A 16810-nucleotide genomic window follows, 5' to 3' on the forward strand; every position below is an offset into this window, starting at 1 on the left:
GCATGCGAATATCAACCCCGATAACCGTGTCGGCCCTGGTCGTCGCCGGACTCGTCGCCAGTGGATCGACCACCAACACCACCGACGAGTCCACCGCGCCACAGGCTCCCGAGGCCCTGCTCGCCGCCTCCAGCAGCACCGTCGGCACCGAAGAGGGCACCGACGCCGACACCCCGGGTCAGCTGTCTCGGACAGTTGGATTGTTAGCGGTCACACCGCAATCGGCGCGCTCGCTGACCGCCGCCACCCCGCCGGCCGACGGCAACACGCGGTTCGCCGGATCGGTACCGCTGCGTGATATCGCGTTGCCCGCGACCGGCGGCGCGCTCGGCATCCCCGAGATCGTCCTGGCCGCCTACCGCAACGCCGAACTGGCGATGCAGTCCACCGCGCCCAACTGCGGCCTGTCCTGGAATCTGCTCGCGGGCATCGGCCGCATCGAATCCGGCCACGCGAGCAACGGACGCACCGACGCCGCGGGCACCTCGGTCACCCCGATCTTCGGCCCCGCCCTGGACGGCACCCTGCCGGGCAACGAAGTCATCAAGGCCGACGGCGGCGGCTACGTCCGCGCGGTCGGGCCGATGCAGTTCCTACCCAGCACCTGGGGGCGCTACGCCGCGGACGGCAACGGCGACGGCGTCTCCGACCCGCACAACGTCTTCGACGCGACGCTGGCGGCGGGCAAATACCTGTGCTCGGGCGGCCTGGACCTACGCGACCCCTCCCAGGAGCTACGCGCGGTTCTTCGCTACAACAACTCGATGTCCTACGCCGCCAACGTGTTGAGCTGGTCCGCGGCCTACCGCACCGGCGGCGCCCCCGCCCAGGTCGCCATCTCGCCCGATCTCGTCCCGCCGGGGCGCGCCGTTCCCACCGGGCCCGACATGCTCGCGGCCAACACCACCACCCCGGCGCCGAATTCGCAGGCCCAGTTGCCCCCGAACACGCCGTCCACGGTCTCCCCGGCCACCCCCACCGCGCCCGCGCAGGTGATGATCACCCTGCCCGGTCTGCCCCCGATCCCGTGCGGCATCTTCTGCCCCCCGCCTCCCCCCGCCGACCCCTGCGTGGTGCAGGCGGTTCCCGCGCCGATGCCGAGTCCGATCGACCCCGCGCAGTTGCCGGTGGCCACCCAGCAGAACTTCGGCGCGGACTCCCCCGACCCCGAGCGCCCGCTGAACCCGGACGCGAACACCCCGGGCAACGCCCAGCAGGCCCAGCAGCAGCACAGCCGGATGTGCGCGCCCGTACTGCCGGATGTGTCGGCGCAACCGCATGCCCCCGCGCAGGAAGTGGTGCCGCCGCAGGAGCCCGAGGTGGCCGTCACCCCGGAACCCGTTCCCGCCGAGGCCGAACCGGCTCCGGCGCCCGCCCCCGCGCCGCCCCCGCCCGCGATCACGCTGCCGTTCAACATCGTCATCCCGCTGCCCGCGCCGCCCGCCTGACGGACTTTTCCGGGTTCTCGCGCCGCCGCCACACCCACCCGGTGTGGCGGCGGCGCGCTCGTTCGAGCCGAAACCGCGAGTAACCGAATAGCCGGGAACAAAACGGAATCGAGATCACGAAGGAGTAACAAAACGATCTCGGATGCGGTAGCCTCGTTTCAGTTCGATTGGCTGTCAGCGCAGAAGGGCACCGCACGTGGGGCGTCACCGTAAACCTTCGTCCGGAAACAATCTCGGGCGAACTTCCGTTCTCGCGCTGTCGGGGTTGCTGCCCGCCGGACTCGTCGCCGTCGCGGGCGCTTCTGATCTGGACCCGGGCGATCTGGCCGATTCGATGCAGGAAGCCGCCGCCCCCGATCGCGACGCGCTCGGTGCCCGCTTGGCCGCGGCCCTGGACGAGAACGCCGTCCACGCGATGGCCCAGCAGCAGCACGCCGCGCCGCCGATCGTGAAAACCGTGGCGCTGCCGGAGAACCGGGTCCGCGCCGATCTGCCCGAGGGCCAACTCGGCATCCCCGGCGTCGCGGTCGCCGCCTACCAGAAGGCCGAGGCCATCCTGGCCACCGAGGATCCGAAGTGCGCCATGCCGTGGTCGATGCTCGCGGGCATCGGCCGGGTCGAATCCACCCACGCCTTCGGCGGCAAGGCCGACAGCGACGGCAACCCGCTCTCGCCGGTCTACGGCCCGGTGCTCGACGGTTCGCTCTACGGCAACAACGTCATCCACGACAGCGACGACGGCGCGCTCGACGGGCTCAGCGGCTACGACCGCGCGGTCGGCCCGATGCAGTTCCTGCCGGAGACCTGGAAGCACTTCGCGGCCGACGGCAACGGCGACGGGATCGCCGATCCGCAGAACCTGTACGACGCGGCCCTCACCGCGGGCAAGTACCTGTGCAGCGGCGGCCTGAACATGCGCGACCTGGCCCAGCAGACCCGCGCGATCCTGCGCTACAACAACTCGATGGCCTACGTCGCGAACGTGATGGCCTGGGCCAACTCGTACAACTCGGGGGTCGCTCCGAAGCCCGCGCAGTTGCCCAAGATCTGACGCCACTAAAATCGGCCGCATGGCTGTCGTTACGGAATCGGATGTGCGGGGTGCCCTCGCGAAGGTCGACGACCCGGAGATCCGCAAACCGATCACCGAACTCGGCATGGTCAAGAGCATCGCGATCGCCGACGACAGTGCCGTCCACATCGAGATCTACCTGACGACGGCGGGTTGTCCGCTGCGCACCGAGATCACCCAGCGCGTCACCAACGCGGTCGCCGACGTGGCCGGTGTGGGTCCGATCACCGTCGAACTCGACGTGATGAACGACGAGCAGCGCACCACCCTGCGCAAACAACTGCGCGGCGATTCCGCCGATCCGGTCATCCCCTTCGCCCAGCCCAACTCGCTGACCAGGGTGTATGCGGTCGCCTCGGGCAAAGGCGGCGTCGGCAAGTCCAGCGTGACGGTCAACCTGGCGGCGGCGATGGCCGCGAAGGGGCTGTCGGTGGGTGTGCTCGACGCCGACATCTACGGGCATTCGATTCCCCGCATGCTGGGCACCGACGCGCGGCCGACGCAGGTCGAGCGGATGATCATGCCGCCCATCGCGCACGAGGTGAAGTTCATCTCCATCGCGCAGTTCACTCAGGGCAACACCCCCGTGGTGTGGCGCGGCCCGATGCTGCACCGGGCCTTGCAGCAGTTCCTCGCCGACGTGTTCTGGGGCGATCTGGACATCCTGCTGCTGGATCTGCCGCCGGGCACCGGCGACGTGGCGATCTCGATCGCCCAGCTCATCCCGAACGCGGAGATCCTGGTCGTCACCACGCCGCAGTTGGCCGCCGCCGAGGTCGCCGAGCGGGCGGGTTCGATCGCGTTGCAGACCAGGCAGCGCATCGCGGGCGTGGTGGAGAACATGTCCTGGCTCGACCTGCCCGACGGCACCCGGATGGATCTCTACGGTTCCGGCGGCGGTCAGGCCGTGGCCGACAGCCTGACCAGGTCGGTGGGGGCGAATGTGCCGCTGCTCGGCCAGATCCCGATCGAGCAGGCGTTGCGCGAGGCCGGTGACGACGGCACGCCGATCGTGCTGCGCGATCCGGCCAGTTCCTCGGCCAAGGCCCTGCTCGAGGTCGCCGACAAACTCGCGGTGCGCCGTCGCGGCCTGGCCGGGATGTCGCTGGGCATCGACACCACCCGGCACCTGTAGGCGCCGATCCGCCGAGGACCCGTGCCGGGTGTCGGCGCGTGCCAATAAGCTCGTGTCCATGCTCACGCTGCTTCTGTACGTGCTGTTCGTCGGCCTGACGGCCGCGGTGCTGTTCCTGATCGCGAGCGCGTTGTTCGGGCGCGGCGAGGAATTGGGGCCGCTGCCGGAGGGCACCACCGCGACCGTGCTGCCCGCCGAGGGCATCAGCGGGGCGGATGTGCGGGCGCTGCGGTTCCAGCAGGTGACCAGGGGTTACAAGGCGGGCGAGGTGGACTGGGCGCTGTCGCGCCTGGCCGCGCGCATCGATGAATTGCAGTGGGAGTTGGCCCACGTGCGCGGCGCGGTGGGGCCGGGGTTCCACGGGGGACCTCGCCGTTTCCGGCGCAACCCGAACCGCAGTTTCCGGCGCAAACCGAAGCTCGGTTTCCGGCGCAGCCCGCGCCGCCGCGCACCGTCCGGCAGTCCGCCGACCCCGAGACCCCGTCCCCGCTGGCCGGTCTGACGGGCGGTTTCCCCGTCGCGGCCGGTCCGGACGAGTCGGGGACACCCGCGCACGGCGCGACCGACGATTCCGGCGCGCCGAACTCCGGCCCCTCTCCCGAGACACCGCGGTGACCGCCGCCCTGGTTCCCGACGGCAAGATCCGCTGCCCCTGGTCGGAAGGGTCCCAGCTCTACCGCGACTACCACGACCAGGAGTGGGGCCAAGTCCTGCACGGCGACGACGCCATGTTCGAGCGGATGTGTCTCGAGGCGTTCCAGTCGGGGCTGGCCTGGATCACCATCCTGCGCAAACGCCCCGCCTTCCGGGCGGCGTTCGCCGATTTCTCGATACCGCGGGTGGCCCGCTTCGACGACGCCGACGTCGCCCGGTTGCTCACCGACGCGGGCATCGTGCGCAATCGCGCCAAGATCGAGGCCGCGATCGCCAACGCGAAGGTCGCCGAATCGCTGGACACCGGGTTGGACGAGCTGATCTGGTCCTTCGCGCCGCCCGCGCGGCCGCGTCCGGGAGCAACGGCGCAGGTTCCCGCGACCAGTCCCGAATCCGTCGCTCTGGCAAAAGAATTGAAGAGGCGCGGTTTTCGGTTCATCGGACCCACGACGGCGTATGCCTTGATGCAGGCCACCGGAATGGTCGACGACCACCTCCGGGATTGCTGGGTGCGCCGTGACCGGTGAAGTCTCGACCTCGGGGTCACATTTCGAACTCAGGTATCCCTCGACATCGGCAATAGGGAAGAATGGTATCGGTGTAGCTCGCCAAATGCCGGTGAGCTCACTGGTTGGTGACAACTGGAGTTCCAAGAAAGTGCGCAGAAAACCGCGCAGATCTGGAGGGAGCAGAGGATGGCGGCCATGAAGCCCCGCACCGGGGACGGTCCCCTCGAGGCAACCAAAGAAGGGCGTGGAATCGTCATGCGGGTTCCACTCGAGGGTGGCGGGCGTCTGGTCGTCGAACTCACGCCGGATGAGGCAGCGGCGCTCGGCGACGAACTGAAGAGTGTCACCAGCTAGTCGACCGCGCCGAAAATCCGGCGGTCGCCGTGCCAGCCCCGCGGAAACGGGGGCGAGCGGCGCTGTCCGTGTACCCGGCGCTGGGTGAAGTGGCCGCGCTGCTCGCGTGCCCGGAATGCGGACTCGGACTCGAGCGCGCCGACCGGGCACTGCGCTGCGGGCGCGGCCACAGCTTCGACATAGCCAGACAGGGCTATGTGGGTTTGTTGACCGGTGCGTCGACCAAGATGACCGGCGACACCGCCGAGATGCTCGACGCCCGCGCGGCCTTCCAGCGCGCGGGCCATTTCGCGCCGATCGCGCGCGCGGTGGTCGAGGCCGCCCGCGACCAGGGCGCGGTACTGGAGATCGGCGCGGGCACGGGGTATTACCTGGGCGAGGTGCTGGCGGCCTCGCCCGACGCGCTCGGCATCGCCCTCGACGTCGCCAAACCGGCCGTCCGGCGGTGTGCCCGCGCGCATCCGCGCGCCGCGGCGGTGCTGGCCGACGCCTGGCGCGGACTGCCGGTCGGCACCGGCGCGCTGGACGTGGTCATGGCCGTCTTCGCTCCGCGCAACGCCGCCGAAATCGCCCGGGTGCTGCGGCCCGACGGCCGTTTCGTCGTCGTCACTCCCACCTCCCGACACCTGGCCGAACTCGTCGAGCCGTTGCGGATGGTGACCGTCGACCCCGACAAGGATCGCCGGGTGGCCGAGACACTGGCCGAGGCGTTCACGCCGTGCGACCGGGTCGCCGTCGAATTCCCGATGTCGCTGTCGCACGCCGATATCGCGCACGTCGTCGGCATGGGGCCCTCGGCCTTCCACGACGCCGACCGCCACGTCACCGATCTGCCGGACACCGTCGAGGTCACCGCTTCGGTGACGGTCTCGACCTACACCCCGCGCTGACGGACGGGCCTGCCTCCGCGCGGACCCCTGAAAGGCGGCGTCGAAGTGCGCGTCGACCGGCACCCGTGCCGACGGGCGGGCCCGCCTCGGCGCGGACCCCCTGACGGCGAATTCAGTACCCGCGCACCCGCTGATAGACCTCGACGGTGCGCGCCGCGATGGCGGCCCAGTCGAATTCCGCGATGGCCCTGCTCCGCCCGGCCGCGCCGTAGCGGGCCGCCAGCGGCGCGTCCGCGGCCACCGCGTTGACCGCCTCCGCCAATCCGCGTTCGTAGTCCGCGGCGGCGGCCGGGTCGTAGTGCACCAGACGGCCGGTCGCGCCGTCGGCGACCACCTCGGGGATGCCGCCGACGTCGGAGGCGACCACGGCGGTGGCGCACGCCATCGCCTCCAGGTTGACGATGCCCAGCGGTTCGTAGACCGACGGGCAGACGAAAACGGTCGCGGCGGCGAGGATCTGCCGGATCTGTTCGGTGGGCAGCATCTCCCGCACCCAGAAGACATTGCCGCGCCGGGCGCGCAGTTCCTCCACGGCCGCGGCGGTCTCGACCTCGAGTTCCCTGGTGTCGGGCGCGCCCGCGCACAGCACCAACTGGATGTCGGGATCGAAATCGCGCGCGGCGGCCAGCAGGTGGCCGACGCCCTTCTGGCGGGTGATCCGGCCGACGAAGGCGACGATCGGCAGGTCGGCGCGCACGCCGAGTTCGGCGAGGACCGGGCGGGCGCCTTCGGCGGGATCGCCCGGATGCCACAGGGTGGCGTCGATGCCGTTGTGCACCACGTGGACCCGGTCGGAATCCAGCGCCGGATAGGCGTCGAGCACGTCGTGGCGCATGCCCTCGCTGACCGCGATGACGGCGTCGGCGTGTTCGACGGCGTTGCGTTCGGACCAGGACGAGAGCCGGTAGCCGCCGCCGAGTTGTTCGGCTTTCCACGGCCGTCGCGGTTCCAGGGAGTGCGCGGTGAGCACGTGCGGGATGCCGTAGAGAGTGGCGGCCAGGTGCCCGGCGAGGCCGGTGTACCAGGTGTGCGAATGCACGACGTCGACATGGCCCGCGGCGTCGGCCATGCGCAACTGGGCCGACATCATCTGCAAGGCCGCGTTGGCGGCGTAGAGCAGCGGATCGGGTTGGTGCACCACCGCATCGGTGCGGGCCACGCCCATGCAGTGCACCGTGACCTCGCTCAGGTGCCGCAACTGGTCGACCAACTGGGTGACGTGCACCCCCGCGCCGCCGTACACCTCGGGGGGATATTCGCGGGTCAGCATGGCCACCCGCAGCCGTTCACCGACCGCGTCGCCCTCGGCCGCGACCCCGTCGCGCCCCTCCTCGGCCGCACCGGATCCCGCCGCCGAGCGCCCGCTGTCCGTGCCGAAACTCACGGCTTCAAAGTAGACGCTCGGGTCCGCAGGGGCCACTCACACCCGCACTTCACGGTAGTTTGGCACGTGTGAGGAGCCAGCCGCACGTACTCGGGATCGTGCTCGCCGGGGGCGAGGGCAAGCGCCTGTTCCCACTCACGGCGGATCGTGCCAAGCCAGCGGTGCCCTTCGGGGGCGCCTATCGCCTGATCGATTTCGTCCTGAGCAACTTGGTGAACGCCGGTTATCTACGGCTGTGCGTGCTCACCCAGTACAAGTCCCATTCCCTGGACCGCCACATCTCCCAGACCTGGCGGCTGTCGGGGTTCGCGGGGGAATACATCACGCCCGTGCCCGCCCAGCAGCGGTTGGGGCCGCGCTGGTACACCGGCAGCGCCGACGCCATCATGCAGTCGCTGAACCTCATCTACGACGAGGACCCCGACTACATCGTCGTCTTCGGCGCGGACCACGTGTACCGGATGGACCCGGAGCAGATGGTCTCGCACCACATCGCCTCCGGCGCGGGGGTGACGGTGGCGGGCATCCGGGTGCCGCGCAGCGAGGCGAGCGCCTTCGGCTGCATCGATTCCGACGAGAACGGCCGGATCACCCAATTCCTGGAGAAACCCGCGCACCCGCCGGGCACCCCGGACGATCCGAATGTCACCTTCGCCTCGATGGGCAATTACGTGTTCACGACGAAGGTGCTCGTGGATTCCATTCGCGCCGACGCCGAGAATTCCGATTCCGATCACGACATGGGCGGCGACATCATCCCCGCGCTCGTGGCCGCCGGTGAGGCGTCGGTCTACGATTTCGCCGACAACGAGGTGCCCGGCGCGACGGTCCGCGACCGCGGTTACTGGCGTGACGTCGGCACCATCGACGCTTTCTACGAAGCCCACATGGATCTGGTGTCGGTGCACCCGGTCTTCAATCTGTACAACCGGCACTGGCCCATTCGCGGGGCCGCCGAGAATCTGCCGCCCGCGAAATTCGCCCAGGGCGGGCTCGCCCAGGAATCCATCGTCGGGGCGGGCAGCATTCTGTCGGCCGCCACGGTCCGCAATTCGGTGCTCAGCTCGAACGTGGTCGTCGACGACGGTGCCACGGTGGAGGGCAGTGTGCTGATGCCGGGCGTGCGGATCGGGCGCGGCGCGGTGGTGCGCCGGGCGATCCTGGACAAGAACGTCGTGGTGGGCGAGGGCGAGATCATCGGCGTCGATCTCGATCGCGATCAGGACCGCTTCGCGGTGAGCAACGGCGGTGTGGTCACCGTGGGCAAGGGCGTCTGGGTCTGAGCGCGCTCACGGTTCGGCCGGGCGCAGGCAGAACGGTTCGCACGGGCCGGGTGTGCGCGGCACCGTCGATTCGTCCCGATCCCCGAAGTCGGCGGTGCTGACCAGGATCATGACCGCGATCCCGGCCAGGACGACGAGTGCGAAGATCACGCTCGCCCCGCCCCAGTGGACGTCCTCGTCTCTGTTGAACATCGCCTCGCACCCTTCCCGATCGCGGCCGCCCGCCGGGCTGTGTGCGGGGCGCTACCGGAAAGGATGACGCAAAACTACGGCGCGGGTTGCGGATCGGCCGCCGCGCAGAAGGGTTCGCAGGTGCCGGAGGCGGGCGGCGCTTTCGGTTCGCCGGTGTCGAAATCGGCGTTGCTGACCAACACCAGCACGACTATCGCGATCGCGACGACGGCGCCGAGCACGCCCAGGATCAACATCATCCAATTCGGCGCGGAATGCTCGGTGACGATATGGCCTATATGGGCCGTTTCGGTGACTTCGGATGTTTGTCGCCAAACCATGTCATACCCCTGAATCTCGGTTCGGCTCCGGCATACCCCCCGGCGCGGAATTCACTCGCGGCGAGCGCGGATGCCTTGCGCCACACCGCGGCCAGTGCGGCGAGTTCCTCGATCTCCGACATCAGGTCGCGCGCGACGGCCCGCGGTCGACCGGTCGCGGCGACGGGTCGGGCGCCGCCGCGACGGGCGTGGACGGCGCGGGCGAGCACGAGCGCGGACTCCAGGCCGGCGCGCGGCGGCCCGTCGGGAACGACCGGGTCCGGGGGCGCATAGCGGTGCAGGATCAGCATGCAGTCGCGGATCTCGACCACGGTCCGGTGCAATCGGTAGAGCGGGTCGCGTCCGTCGAACTCGGCGGCGTGGAAGACGATCTCCGGGCACGCCGCGGTCAGGTCCGACCACAGCGGGTGCAGCAGTCGCCGCCTGCGCGACCATTCGTCGATGCCCGCGCGTTCGCTCAAGGAGCGGGCCAGCGGACCCGCGTAGAACACGACGCCGGCCAGCACCGCGGGCAGGCACAGGTCGTTGTCGACCCAGGAGTGGAATTCGGTGATCGGCCCGGCGTGTCCCGTGCCCAGCAGCACCGCCGTCACCGCGCGGCTGAGGCCCTGCCCGGCGCTGACGCAGCCGACCCCGGCCACCATGGCGTGCAGGGCCGCCTCCAGACGCTCGCCGCGCGCGTTGACCCCGGCCACCCCGAGCGCGAACATCTCCGCGCCCGCGAGGATCGGCAGCGCGACGCCGCCCGCGTAGTAGGCGAAGGCCGCCGGGCCGGTGGCCACGCCGCGGACCACGCCTTCGGGGTCCTCGGCCAGGCCCAGCACCACCGCGGAGCCGAACCACAGCGCCGTCGAGGCCCCGAGCAGGACCCTGGGCGGCGGCCGTCCGCTCAGCCCGCGCGTGAACAGCACCGCGGCGGCGGTGCTGACGGCGAACGCGACGACGCTGAGCTGGTACATGACCAGTACCGACAGGTGGCCGCCGGTGGCCGCCGAGAGCAGTCTCTGCGCGCTGGGCTCCCGCAGGGTGCAGTTGACCAGACCGAATCCGATGATCGCCGCGAGTTGTCGATCGGCGGTGGACAGTTCCACGGTCAGCAGGCGCAGCACGATCACCGGCCAGGCGGCGACGAGCGCGACCGAGGAGAAGGCGCTCGGCCACTGGGAGTGCACGGGCGGCTCGTCAGCCGCGACAGGCGCAGAGCAGACCGTCTCCGACGGGGATCAGCACGCTGGTGAGTTCGGGGTCCTCGGCGATGGCCCTGGTGGCGGCCCGGACCGCCTGGGTGGCGGGGTCGCGGTGCACCGGATCGGGGACCCGCCCGCCGAGCAGGGCGTTGTGCAGCAGGATCGCGCCGCCCGTGCGGAGTAATCGCACCGCCTGGGCGACGTAGTGCGGGTGCTCCATCGGCGCGGCGTCGATGAAGACCAGGTCGTAGGCGCCGTCGGCGAGGCGGGGCAGGACGTCCAAGGCCCGGCCGTTGATCAACCTGGTGCGCGCGGGCGGGATGTCGGCCGTGCGGAACGCCTCCTTGGCCGCGCGCTGGTGCTCGGGTTCGGAATCGATGGTGGTGAGCGTGCCGTCCTCGCGCATGCCGTCCAGCAGCCACAGGCCACTGATTCCGGCCCCCGTGCCGACCTCGACGACCGCGCGCGCATCGAGCAACTGGGCGTACATGCTGAGCAGCGCCCCGACCGACGGCGCCACCGGGACCGCGCCGAGTTCGGTGGCCCGTTCGCGGGCGCTGACGAGGATCTCGTCCTCCACGACGGATTCTTCCACGTAGGAGAGATTTCGCTCCAGGTTCGATGCCACCGTATGAGGCTAGCCGTCTCCGCCTGCTCCGCACCCGCTACCGACCGAGACGGTCACGGCGGTGTCGCGATTCGGGGCGCGCGCGAATTTCTCAGGTGTCCCTCAGGATCTCCACACCCGTGCCATATCGGGACAGGAAAGAGTGGGGACACGCAAGGCCAGACGACCGTTCACACGGGACCGGGGAACAACGACATATGAGTAGTCGGTTGTACTCCGTGCACGGTGGATCCGAGATCCGGATCACCACGCGGGTTCCGACTGTTTACGGTCCCGAGTAGGAGGTAGCCCCATCCACATGGTCGAAGGTTCCTTTGCGACAGTACCGGGGCGCTCCGTGGAAGCGGGAGCCGCGACCCCCGGGTCGGCGCTGCCCGCCGACCTCGTTCCGCTCGACATCATCACCGCCGACGACATCCCCGCGGACGGCGACCTCACCGCCGACCATCTGACCGCCGACGAGGCGAACCCCGAGGTCGACCCCGAGGAACTGACCGGCACCGCGGCCTTCGACGCCACCGGTGACCGCGCCGCCATGCCCACCTGGGACGAATTGGTCCGCGAGCACGCCGACCGCGTCTACCGACTGGCCTACCGCCTCTCCGGTGACGCCCAGGACGCCGAGGATCTCACCCAGGAGACCTTCATCCGGGTGTTCCGGTCCCTGTCGAACTACCAGCCCGGCACCTTCGAGGGCTGGCTGCACCGCATCACCACCAACCTGTTCCTGGACATGGTGCGCAGGCGCAACCGGATCAGGATGGAGGCGCTGCCCGAGGACTACGAGCGGGTGCCCGCCGAAGGTCCCACCCCGGAGGACGCCTACCACGACGCCCGCCTCGACCCGGATCTGCAATCCGCGCTGGACTCGCTGGCGCCGGAATTCCGCGCCGCGGTCGTGCTGTGCGATATCGAGGGCCTGTCCTACGAGGAGATCGGCGCGACGCTCGGGGTCAAACTGGGCACCGTGCGCAGCCGTATCCACCGTGGGCGTCAGGCACTGCGCGATCACCTTGCGCATAATGGATCGCGAGAGCGGTTCGCCGCGGAGGCGAACTTCGGGTGATCCGGCGGGAGTCGGCGTCACCGACCCAGGTGGATGATGTCGCTAGTCGGAAGGGTGAGCACGGCATGAGTGGCGAGTCCAGCACGTCGGGTCGTTCGCCGCGGTTTCGTCCCACCGAGCATCTGGCCTCCGAGGCCGTTGCCGCGTATGTGGACGGTGAGCTGCGGATGAACGCGTACCTGCGTGCCGCTCAACATCTTTCCCTGTGCCCGGAGTGCGCGGCCGAGGTGGACGCGCAGCAACAGGCCAGGATCGCGCTGCGGCAGTCCGGTCAGGTGTCGATTCCCACCGGCCTGCACGACAGCCTGACCCGCATTCCGCTGGGCGAACTGCCCGGCGCGGGCGGCCCGGACCCGGCGCGCGCCCCGAATGCGCGTGACGAGGCGGTTTTCGGCTTTCTGCCCGATTCGTTCACCGCGGCCCGGTGGACAACCTGGTGGCGCAAGTAGAGTTCACCGCGTGACCACCGAATCACCGAACACCGGACCTGTGTCCGACGTGCCCGAGGCGGCCGATGCCCCCGATTCGGCGGCCGACAGGGGGAGCCTGAGGCCGTCCGACGCACCCGTGCTCGGGCCGCGTCCGGTCTATCGGCCCGAGGTCGATTCGCATACCGCGGGCGCTTTCGCCCGCCCTTCCGGCGTCACCGGTTCCTTCGCGGGCCATCCCACGGGCGGCGGCCACGGCGTGCCTCCGCTGGGCCCGGAATTGCAGCACCGTCCGCCGGACGCCGTGCTGGCCGAGGCGTTCGGCAGGCCCGCCGGGTCCACCGAACTGCTGCAACGCGATCCCGACGCCGCCGATCCCGCCGCGGCCGTGGCCGGTCCCGCTGATCCGTGGCGCGACCCGTACGCGGCGGCCCGACTCGGCGCGCCCGCCGTCCCGACGCCCGTCGCCGAACCGCTGCCGCAGTCACGCAAGCTGACGGCGCGCGAAGTTCTGTTCGGCACCCGGGTGGCGCCGAAGGCGCTCGCGGTGCTGGCGGTGATCGCGTTGGCGATCGGCTTGATCGGCGGCCTGGTCGGCAGGCTGACGGCCGAGGCCACCACCACGGTCACCTCGCGCAAGGTGACGTTGCAGCAGTCCGACGAGGTCGAACGGCCGCACGGGCAGATCTCGCAGGTCGCCAACGCGGTGCTGCCCTCGGTGGTCTCGATCCGGGTCACGGTGGGCGACAACGGCGCCACCGGGTCGGGCGTGGTCATCGACGGCGCGGGCTACGTGGTCACCAACAATCACGTGATCTCGATGGCCGCCCAGGACAAGAGCGCACGGGCCGCGATCCAGGTGACCTTCTCCGACGGTTCCCGTGTTCCGGCGACGATCGTCGGCCGCGATCCCAAGACCGATCTCGCGGTCCTCAAGGTCGATGTGAAGAATCTCACTGTGGCCCGCCTCGGCAAGTCCGGTGACGTCCAAGTCGGCGACGACGTGCTCGCCATCGGCTCCCCGCTGGGCCTGAGCAAGACCGTCACCTCCGGCATCGTCAGCGCGCTGCACCGCCCCGTGAAACTCCAGGGCGAGGGCAGCGACACCAACGCCGTCATCGACGCGGTGCAGACCGACGCCTCGATCAACCCGGGTAACTCCGGCGGTGCGCTGGTCGACATGGACGGCCGCGTCATCGGCATCAACACCGCGATCCGCAGCGAGACCGGCGGTTCGGTCGGCCTCGGCTTCGCGATCCCGGTCGACGTCATGACCGAGGTCGCCCAGACGCTGATCCGCGACGGCGAGATGCACCACCCCACCATCGGACTGAGCGTGCGCACCAAGACCGTGGCCAACGAGGTCATGAGCGGCGCGGTGGTGGCCGACGTGCGCGACGGCGGACCCGCCGCCCGCGCGGGCATCGTCGAGGGCGACGTCATCGTGCAGATCGGCGATCGCCCCGTGACTTCCTCGGAGGAGTTCACGGTCGCCGAGCAGTTGCAGGACATCGGCAAGTCGGTGACGGTGCAGGTCATCCGGGACGGCAGGCGCGTCGACATCCCGGTCACCTTCGAATCCGACTGAGTCCGACGGCAACCGATCGGCGAATCGGACACCGAACCGGACATACCTGTCCATCCGCGGGCCGCCGCCCGTTCACCCGGTGCGGCGCTCGCGGCGCACGGCCTCCGCACCCCGTCTGTGCTGCGGTAGCCTGGTGGCGTGTTCAGCAATGTCGGGTGGAGCGAGATGATGATTCTGCTCGTCGCCGCCCTCGTCATCCTGGGGCCGGAGCGCCTGCCCGGCGCGGTTCGCTGGACGACACGCAGCCTGCGTCAGATCCGCGACTACGCCAGCGGGGCGACCAGCCAACTCAAGGAAGAACTCGGTCCCGAGTTCGAGAACTTGCGCAAGCCGCTGGCCGATCTGAACGAACTGCGCGGCATGAGTCCGCGGTCGGTGGTCACCAAACATCTGCTCAACGGCGACGATTCGCTGTTCCGCAGTCTGGACAAGGCGGTGCCGAGCGGCGACGAGCTGTTCGGGACCTCGAGTGGTATGCCGAATTATCCGATGCCGAAACCCGAGAAGCCCTTGGGCCCCGACGAGCGTCCGCCCATCGACACCGACGCCACCTGAGACAGGCCGGGCACGGCCCGCACTACCTGGGACAATCCGCCGGAATTCGCGGCGAGCGACCCTCCGGGAAACCGCCGGACGCCGAAACAGACTGAGCCGTCGGATAGTTGGCGATGTCAAGTGGTCTAGACACCTGACGGTGTCCAGCTGTCTAGACTTCGCACATGTCGGCCGATGACGTGGCGCGAGTCTTTGCGATCGAGGACAAAGTCGAAAGACTCAAGGCGGCCACCGACGGGGTGGCGGCGGCGCAGCAGACGATCAATGAACTGACCAGGATCCGCAGGGCGGTCATCCGGGAACTCCACGCCGAGGGGTGGACCTTCGCCAGAATCGGCGCCGCCGCCGGACTGTCCCGCGCGCGCATCCACCAGGTGAGCACCCAGGGCCCCGCACCCGAGGGCCTGTTCTTCGGGCACGGAAACCTGACGGTGCTGGTCCCGGAGATCCGCGCGGGCCGCATCCTGGGCGCGCCCGATCCCAGCGCGGGCGCCAGGATGGTCGAACTACTACGCGAACTCGGCTTCACCGCCACGTTGGAGACCTTCCTGCCCGGCCGCCCCGTGGACCTCAACCGCGACGGGATCATCGCCATCGGCGGCCCGGAACTATCGCCCAGCCTGCGCCAACTCATCGCCGCCGATCCCCGGTTGCGCCGCGCCGTGGCCAGGGCGGGCGACGCGCGGCGCGGCATCGAGGACCGCGCCGCGCGACGCGTTTACCGACCGGGCGGCCCGGACCCGCACGACATCGCCTACCTGGCCCGACTCCCCCGCCCCGACGGGCGCGGCACCTGTCTGCTGATCGACGGCCTGCACCCGCCCGGTTCGCTCGGGGCGATCCGATTACTCGCGACCCGCCTGGCCACCCTGCACGAACGCGCCGCCAACCACCTGTTCTCCGTACTCATCGCGGTCCGCTACGACCGCACCACCGGCGAGCCGGTCGACGCCGACCTGCTCACCCCCGTTTACCGCCACGACTCCGGCGACCCGCGTTCGGCGGTCACGCGCACCCGTCGCTGAGATCCGCGACCCGACCGAATCCCGGGGCGGCCCAAGACATTCGGAGCGGATGCGGGGCGATTGCCAAGCGGATATCAGTACCCCGCCGTCGAGTTCGAGAAACCTGAACCGGAAATCTGTGTCGCAGCTCACCCCATACCGAGGGTTACCGACATAGCCGCGGTGTATAGATTGCCGATAGATAACTATTGGCGTCTGCGGTGCCCAGGGAGGCAGTTGTGAACCTCATCGTCGTCATCGGCGCGGCCGTCCTCGTCGCGGGCCTCGTCGGTCTGCTGGTCGGCGTCCTGCACCGCTCGGGGTCGAGCAGCCACCTCAGCGTGGCCGATATCCAGGCCCGCCTCGCCCGCGAGGAGGACTTGGACACGATCACCTCCCGCGCCGCGGGCTCGGCCCCGGTCTCGCTGGCCCAGAGTTCCGCCGCCGCCCGCCGGGCCCGACTGTCCCGGCCGGCCGTTTCCTGATCCCGCACGCCGGGGACCAGGCCGCTCCGGTCCGGTGGCGTTCCCGACGCGACGCGCCCCGACCCGGTGGCGTACCCAACGCGACGCGCTCCACGCCGGACTCCCCCGACGCTGCCCATCGGCCGATCGGCCCGCATGCCGACTCGCCGTCGCGTGACTACCCTCGGAGGTCCGTCGTGACCGCGGCCGAGGAAGGACCGATGGCGTGCGCGAACTGCTGGATCAGTTGATCGATCTGCTCGGCTCCGGGCCGGTCGCGCTGGCGCGGGTGGTCGAGGCCACCGGGGCGGGCCCGACGCCGCTGGGCGCGGCCATGATCGTCACCGACGACGGGGACGTGCTCGGCTCGCTGTCGGGCGGGTGCGTGGAGGCCGCCGTGGTCGAGAGCGCCCGGCAGGTCATCGCGACCGGGATCGCGAGCGCCGAACGGTTCGGTCCGCAGGACGACGTCTTCGCCGTCGGACTGCCGTGCGGCGGCGAGGTCGAGATCCGCGTCGAACGGGTGGACGCGACCCGACTCCCCTTGTTGCGCGCGCTGCGCGCCGACGTCGCGGCCAATACCCCGGTCGCCTTGGCCTCGGTGCTCGACGGCGACGGCGCGTGGGCGCTGCTCCACGACGGCGACCAA

General features: G+C 70.2%; 19 protein-coding genes and 1 pseudogene. 15 read left to right on the plus strand and 5 right to left on the minus strand.

Features of this window, described 5'->3' with window-relative positions; translation table 11 throughout:
* Nucleotides 1-2 precede the first annotated feature (2 nt).
* The 7 genes and pseudogenes from ON30_RS21755 to ON30_RS21780 all read left to right on the plus strand — a co-directional run bounded on the left by ON30_RS21755 (nt 3) and on the right by ON30_RS21780 (nt 6062).
* A complete protein-coding gene (locus tag ON30_RS21755; protein WP_040709655.1) occupies nt 3-1448 on the plus strand; it encodes a lytic transglycosylase domain-containing protein in 1446 nt (481 codons plus the stop codon).
* A gap of 196 nt (nt 1449-1644) precedes the next feature.
* Nucleotides 1645-2499: a lytic transglycosylase domain-containing protein gene (locus tag ON30_RS21760; RefSeq protein WP_040709657.1), complete on the plus strand. Its 855-nt coding sequence runs from the start codon at nt 1645-1647 to the stop codon at nt 2497-2499.
* Nucleotides 2500-2518: 19 nt separating this feature from the next.
* On the plus strand, nt 2519-3655 hold the full coding sequence (locus ON30_RS21765) for an Mrp/NBP35 family ATP-binding protein (RefSeq protein WP_040709659.1): 1137 nt from the start codon (nt 2519-2521) through the stop codon (nt 3653-3655).
* A gap of 58 nt (nt 3656-3713) precedes the next feature.
* A pseudogene (locus tag ON30_RS42320) lies at nt 3714-3998 on the plus strand (DivIVA domain-containing protein); the annotation flags it as partial.
* 268 nt (nt 3999-4266) lie between these two features.
* Nucleotides 4267-4836: a DNA-3-methyladenine glycosylase I gene (locus ON30_RS21775; protein WP_040709661.1), complete on the plus strand. Its 570-nt coding sequence runs from the start codon at nt 4267-4269 to the stop codon at nt 4834-4836.
* A gap of 168 nt (nt 4837-5004) precedes the next feature.
* Nucleotides 5005-5172, plus strand: coding sequence for a DUF3117 domain-containing protein (locus tag ON30_RS37700; protein ID WP_011211259.1), 168 nt, complete (start codon nt 5005-5007; stop codon nt 5170-5172).
* Nucleotides 5173-5240: 68 nt separating this feature from the next.
* Nucleotides 5241-6062, plus strand: a complete 822-nt coding sequence (locus ON30_RS21780; RefSeq protein WP_245554157.1) for a putative RNA methyltransferase — start codon at nt 5241-5243, stop codon at nt 6060-6062.
* A gap of 112 nt (nt 6063-6174) precedes the next feature.
* On the opposite strand, the gene glgA is transcribed toward ON30_RS21780, so the two are convergent.
* Nucleotides 6175-7344: a glycogen synthase gene (gene glgA, locus ON30_RS21785; RefSeq protein ID WP_040709688.1), complete on the minus strand. Its 1170-nt coding sequence runs from the start codon at nt 7342-7344 to the stop codon at nt 6175-6177.
* A 170-nt stretch (nt 7345-7514) separates the two neighbouring features.
* On the opposite strand from glgA, the gene glgC reads away from it, so the two are divergent.
* On the plus strand, nt 7515-8729 hold the full coding sequence (gene glgC, locus ON30_RS21790) for a glucose-1-phosphate adenylyltransferase (protein ID WP_040709664.1): 1215 nt from the start codon (nt 7515-7517) through the stop codon (nt 8727-8729).
* A gap of 6 nt (nt 8730-8735) precedes the next feature.
* Here the strand turns inward: glgC and ON30_RS21795 are convergent, their stop codons facing one another.
* The 4 genes from ON30_RS21795 to ON30_RS21805 all read right to left on the minus strand — a co-directional run bounded on the left by ON30_RS21795 (nt 8736) and on the right by ON30_RS21805 (nt 11056).
* Nucleotides 8736-8921, minus strand: coding sequence for a hypothetical protein (locus ON30_RS21795; RefSeq protein ID WP_040709666.1), 186 nt, complete (start codon nt 8919-8921; stop codon nt 8736-8738).
* Nucleotides 8922-8995: 74 nt separating this feature from the next.
* Nucleotides 8996-9160, minus strand: coding sequence for a hypothetical protein (locus ON30_RS39335; RefSeq protein ID WP_157183805.1), 165 nt, complete (start codon nt 9158-9160; stop codon nt 8996-8998).
* A 35-nt stretch (nt 9161-9195) separates the two neighbouring features.
* The gene (locus tag ON30_RS21800) at nt 9196-10413 is read right to left on the minus strand and encodes an MAB_1171c family putative transporter (protein ID WP_040709667.1); all 1218 of its coding nucleotides are present in this window, start codon (nt 10411-10413) and stop codon (nt 9196-9198) included.
* 10 nt (nt 10414-10423) lie between these two features.
* On the minus strand, nt 10424-11056 hold the full coding sequence (locus ON30_RS21805) for an O-methyltransferase (RefSeq protein ID WP_040709669.1): 633 nt from the start codon (nt 11054-11056) through the stop codon (nt 10424-10426).
* Nucleotides 11057-11504: 448 nt separating this feature from the next.
* On the opposite strand from ON30_RS21805, the gene sigE reads away from it, so the two are divergent.
* The 7 genes from sigE to ON30_RS21840 all read left to right on the plus strand — a co-directional run.
* Nucleotides 11505-12122 carry an RNA polymerase sigma factor SigE gene (sigE, locus tag ON30_RS21810; RefSeq protein WP_085999386.1) on the plus strand — a complete coding sequence of 206 codons (618 nt, stop codon included), beginning with the start codon at nt 11505-11507 and terminating at the stop codon, nt 12120-12122.
* A gap of 65 nt (nt 12123-12187) precedes the next feature.
* The gene (locus ON30_RS21815; RefSeq protein WP_040709670.1) at nt 12188-12571 is read left to right on the plus strand and encodes a hypothetical protein; all 384 of its coding nucleotides are present in this window, start codon (nt 12188-12190) and stop codon (nt 12569-12571) included.
* A 10-nt stretch (nt 12572-12581) separates the two neighbouring features.
* On the plus strand, nt 12582-14138 hold the full coding sequence (locus tag ON30_RS21820; RefSeq protein ID WP_085999385.1) for a S1C family serine protease: 1557 nt from the start codon (nt 12582-12584) through the stop codon (nt 14136-14138).
* A 138-nt stretch (nt 14139-14276) separates the two neighbouring features.
* Nucleotides 14277-14693, plus strand: a complete 417-nt coding sequence (tatB, locus tag ON30_RS21825; RefSeq protein WP_040709674.1) for a Sec-independent protein translocase protein TatB — start codon at nt 14277-14279, stop codon at nt 14691-14693.
* Nucleotides 14694-14857: 164 nt separating this feature from the next.
* On the plus strand, nt 14858-15718 hold the full coding sequence (locus tag ON30_RS21830; RefSeq protein ID WP_040709676.1) for a hypothetical protein: 861 nt from the start codon (nt 14858-14860) through the stop codon (nt 15716-15718).
* 218 nt (nt 15719-15936) lie between these two features.
* Entirely contained in the window at nt 15937-16182 is a 246-nt protein-coding gene (locus tag ON30_RS21835; RefSeq protein WP_040709678.1) for a hypothetical protein, read from the plus strand.
* A 205-nt stretch (nt 16183-16387) separates the two neighbouring features.
* Nucleotides 16388-16810 (plus strand): XdhC family protein (locus tag ON30_RS21840; RefSeq protein ID WP_040709679.1); only part of this gene is annotated, 423 nt, incomplete at its 3' end.

The organism is Nocardia takedensis NBRC 100417 (genome assembly GCF_000308695.1).
Taxonomy (GTDB): domain Bacteria; phylum Actinomycetota; class Actinomycetes; order Mycobacteriales; family Mycobacteriaceae; genus Nocardia; species Nocardia takedensis.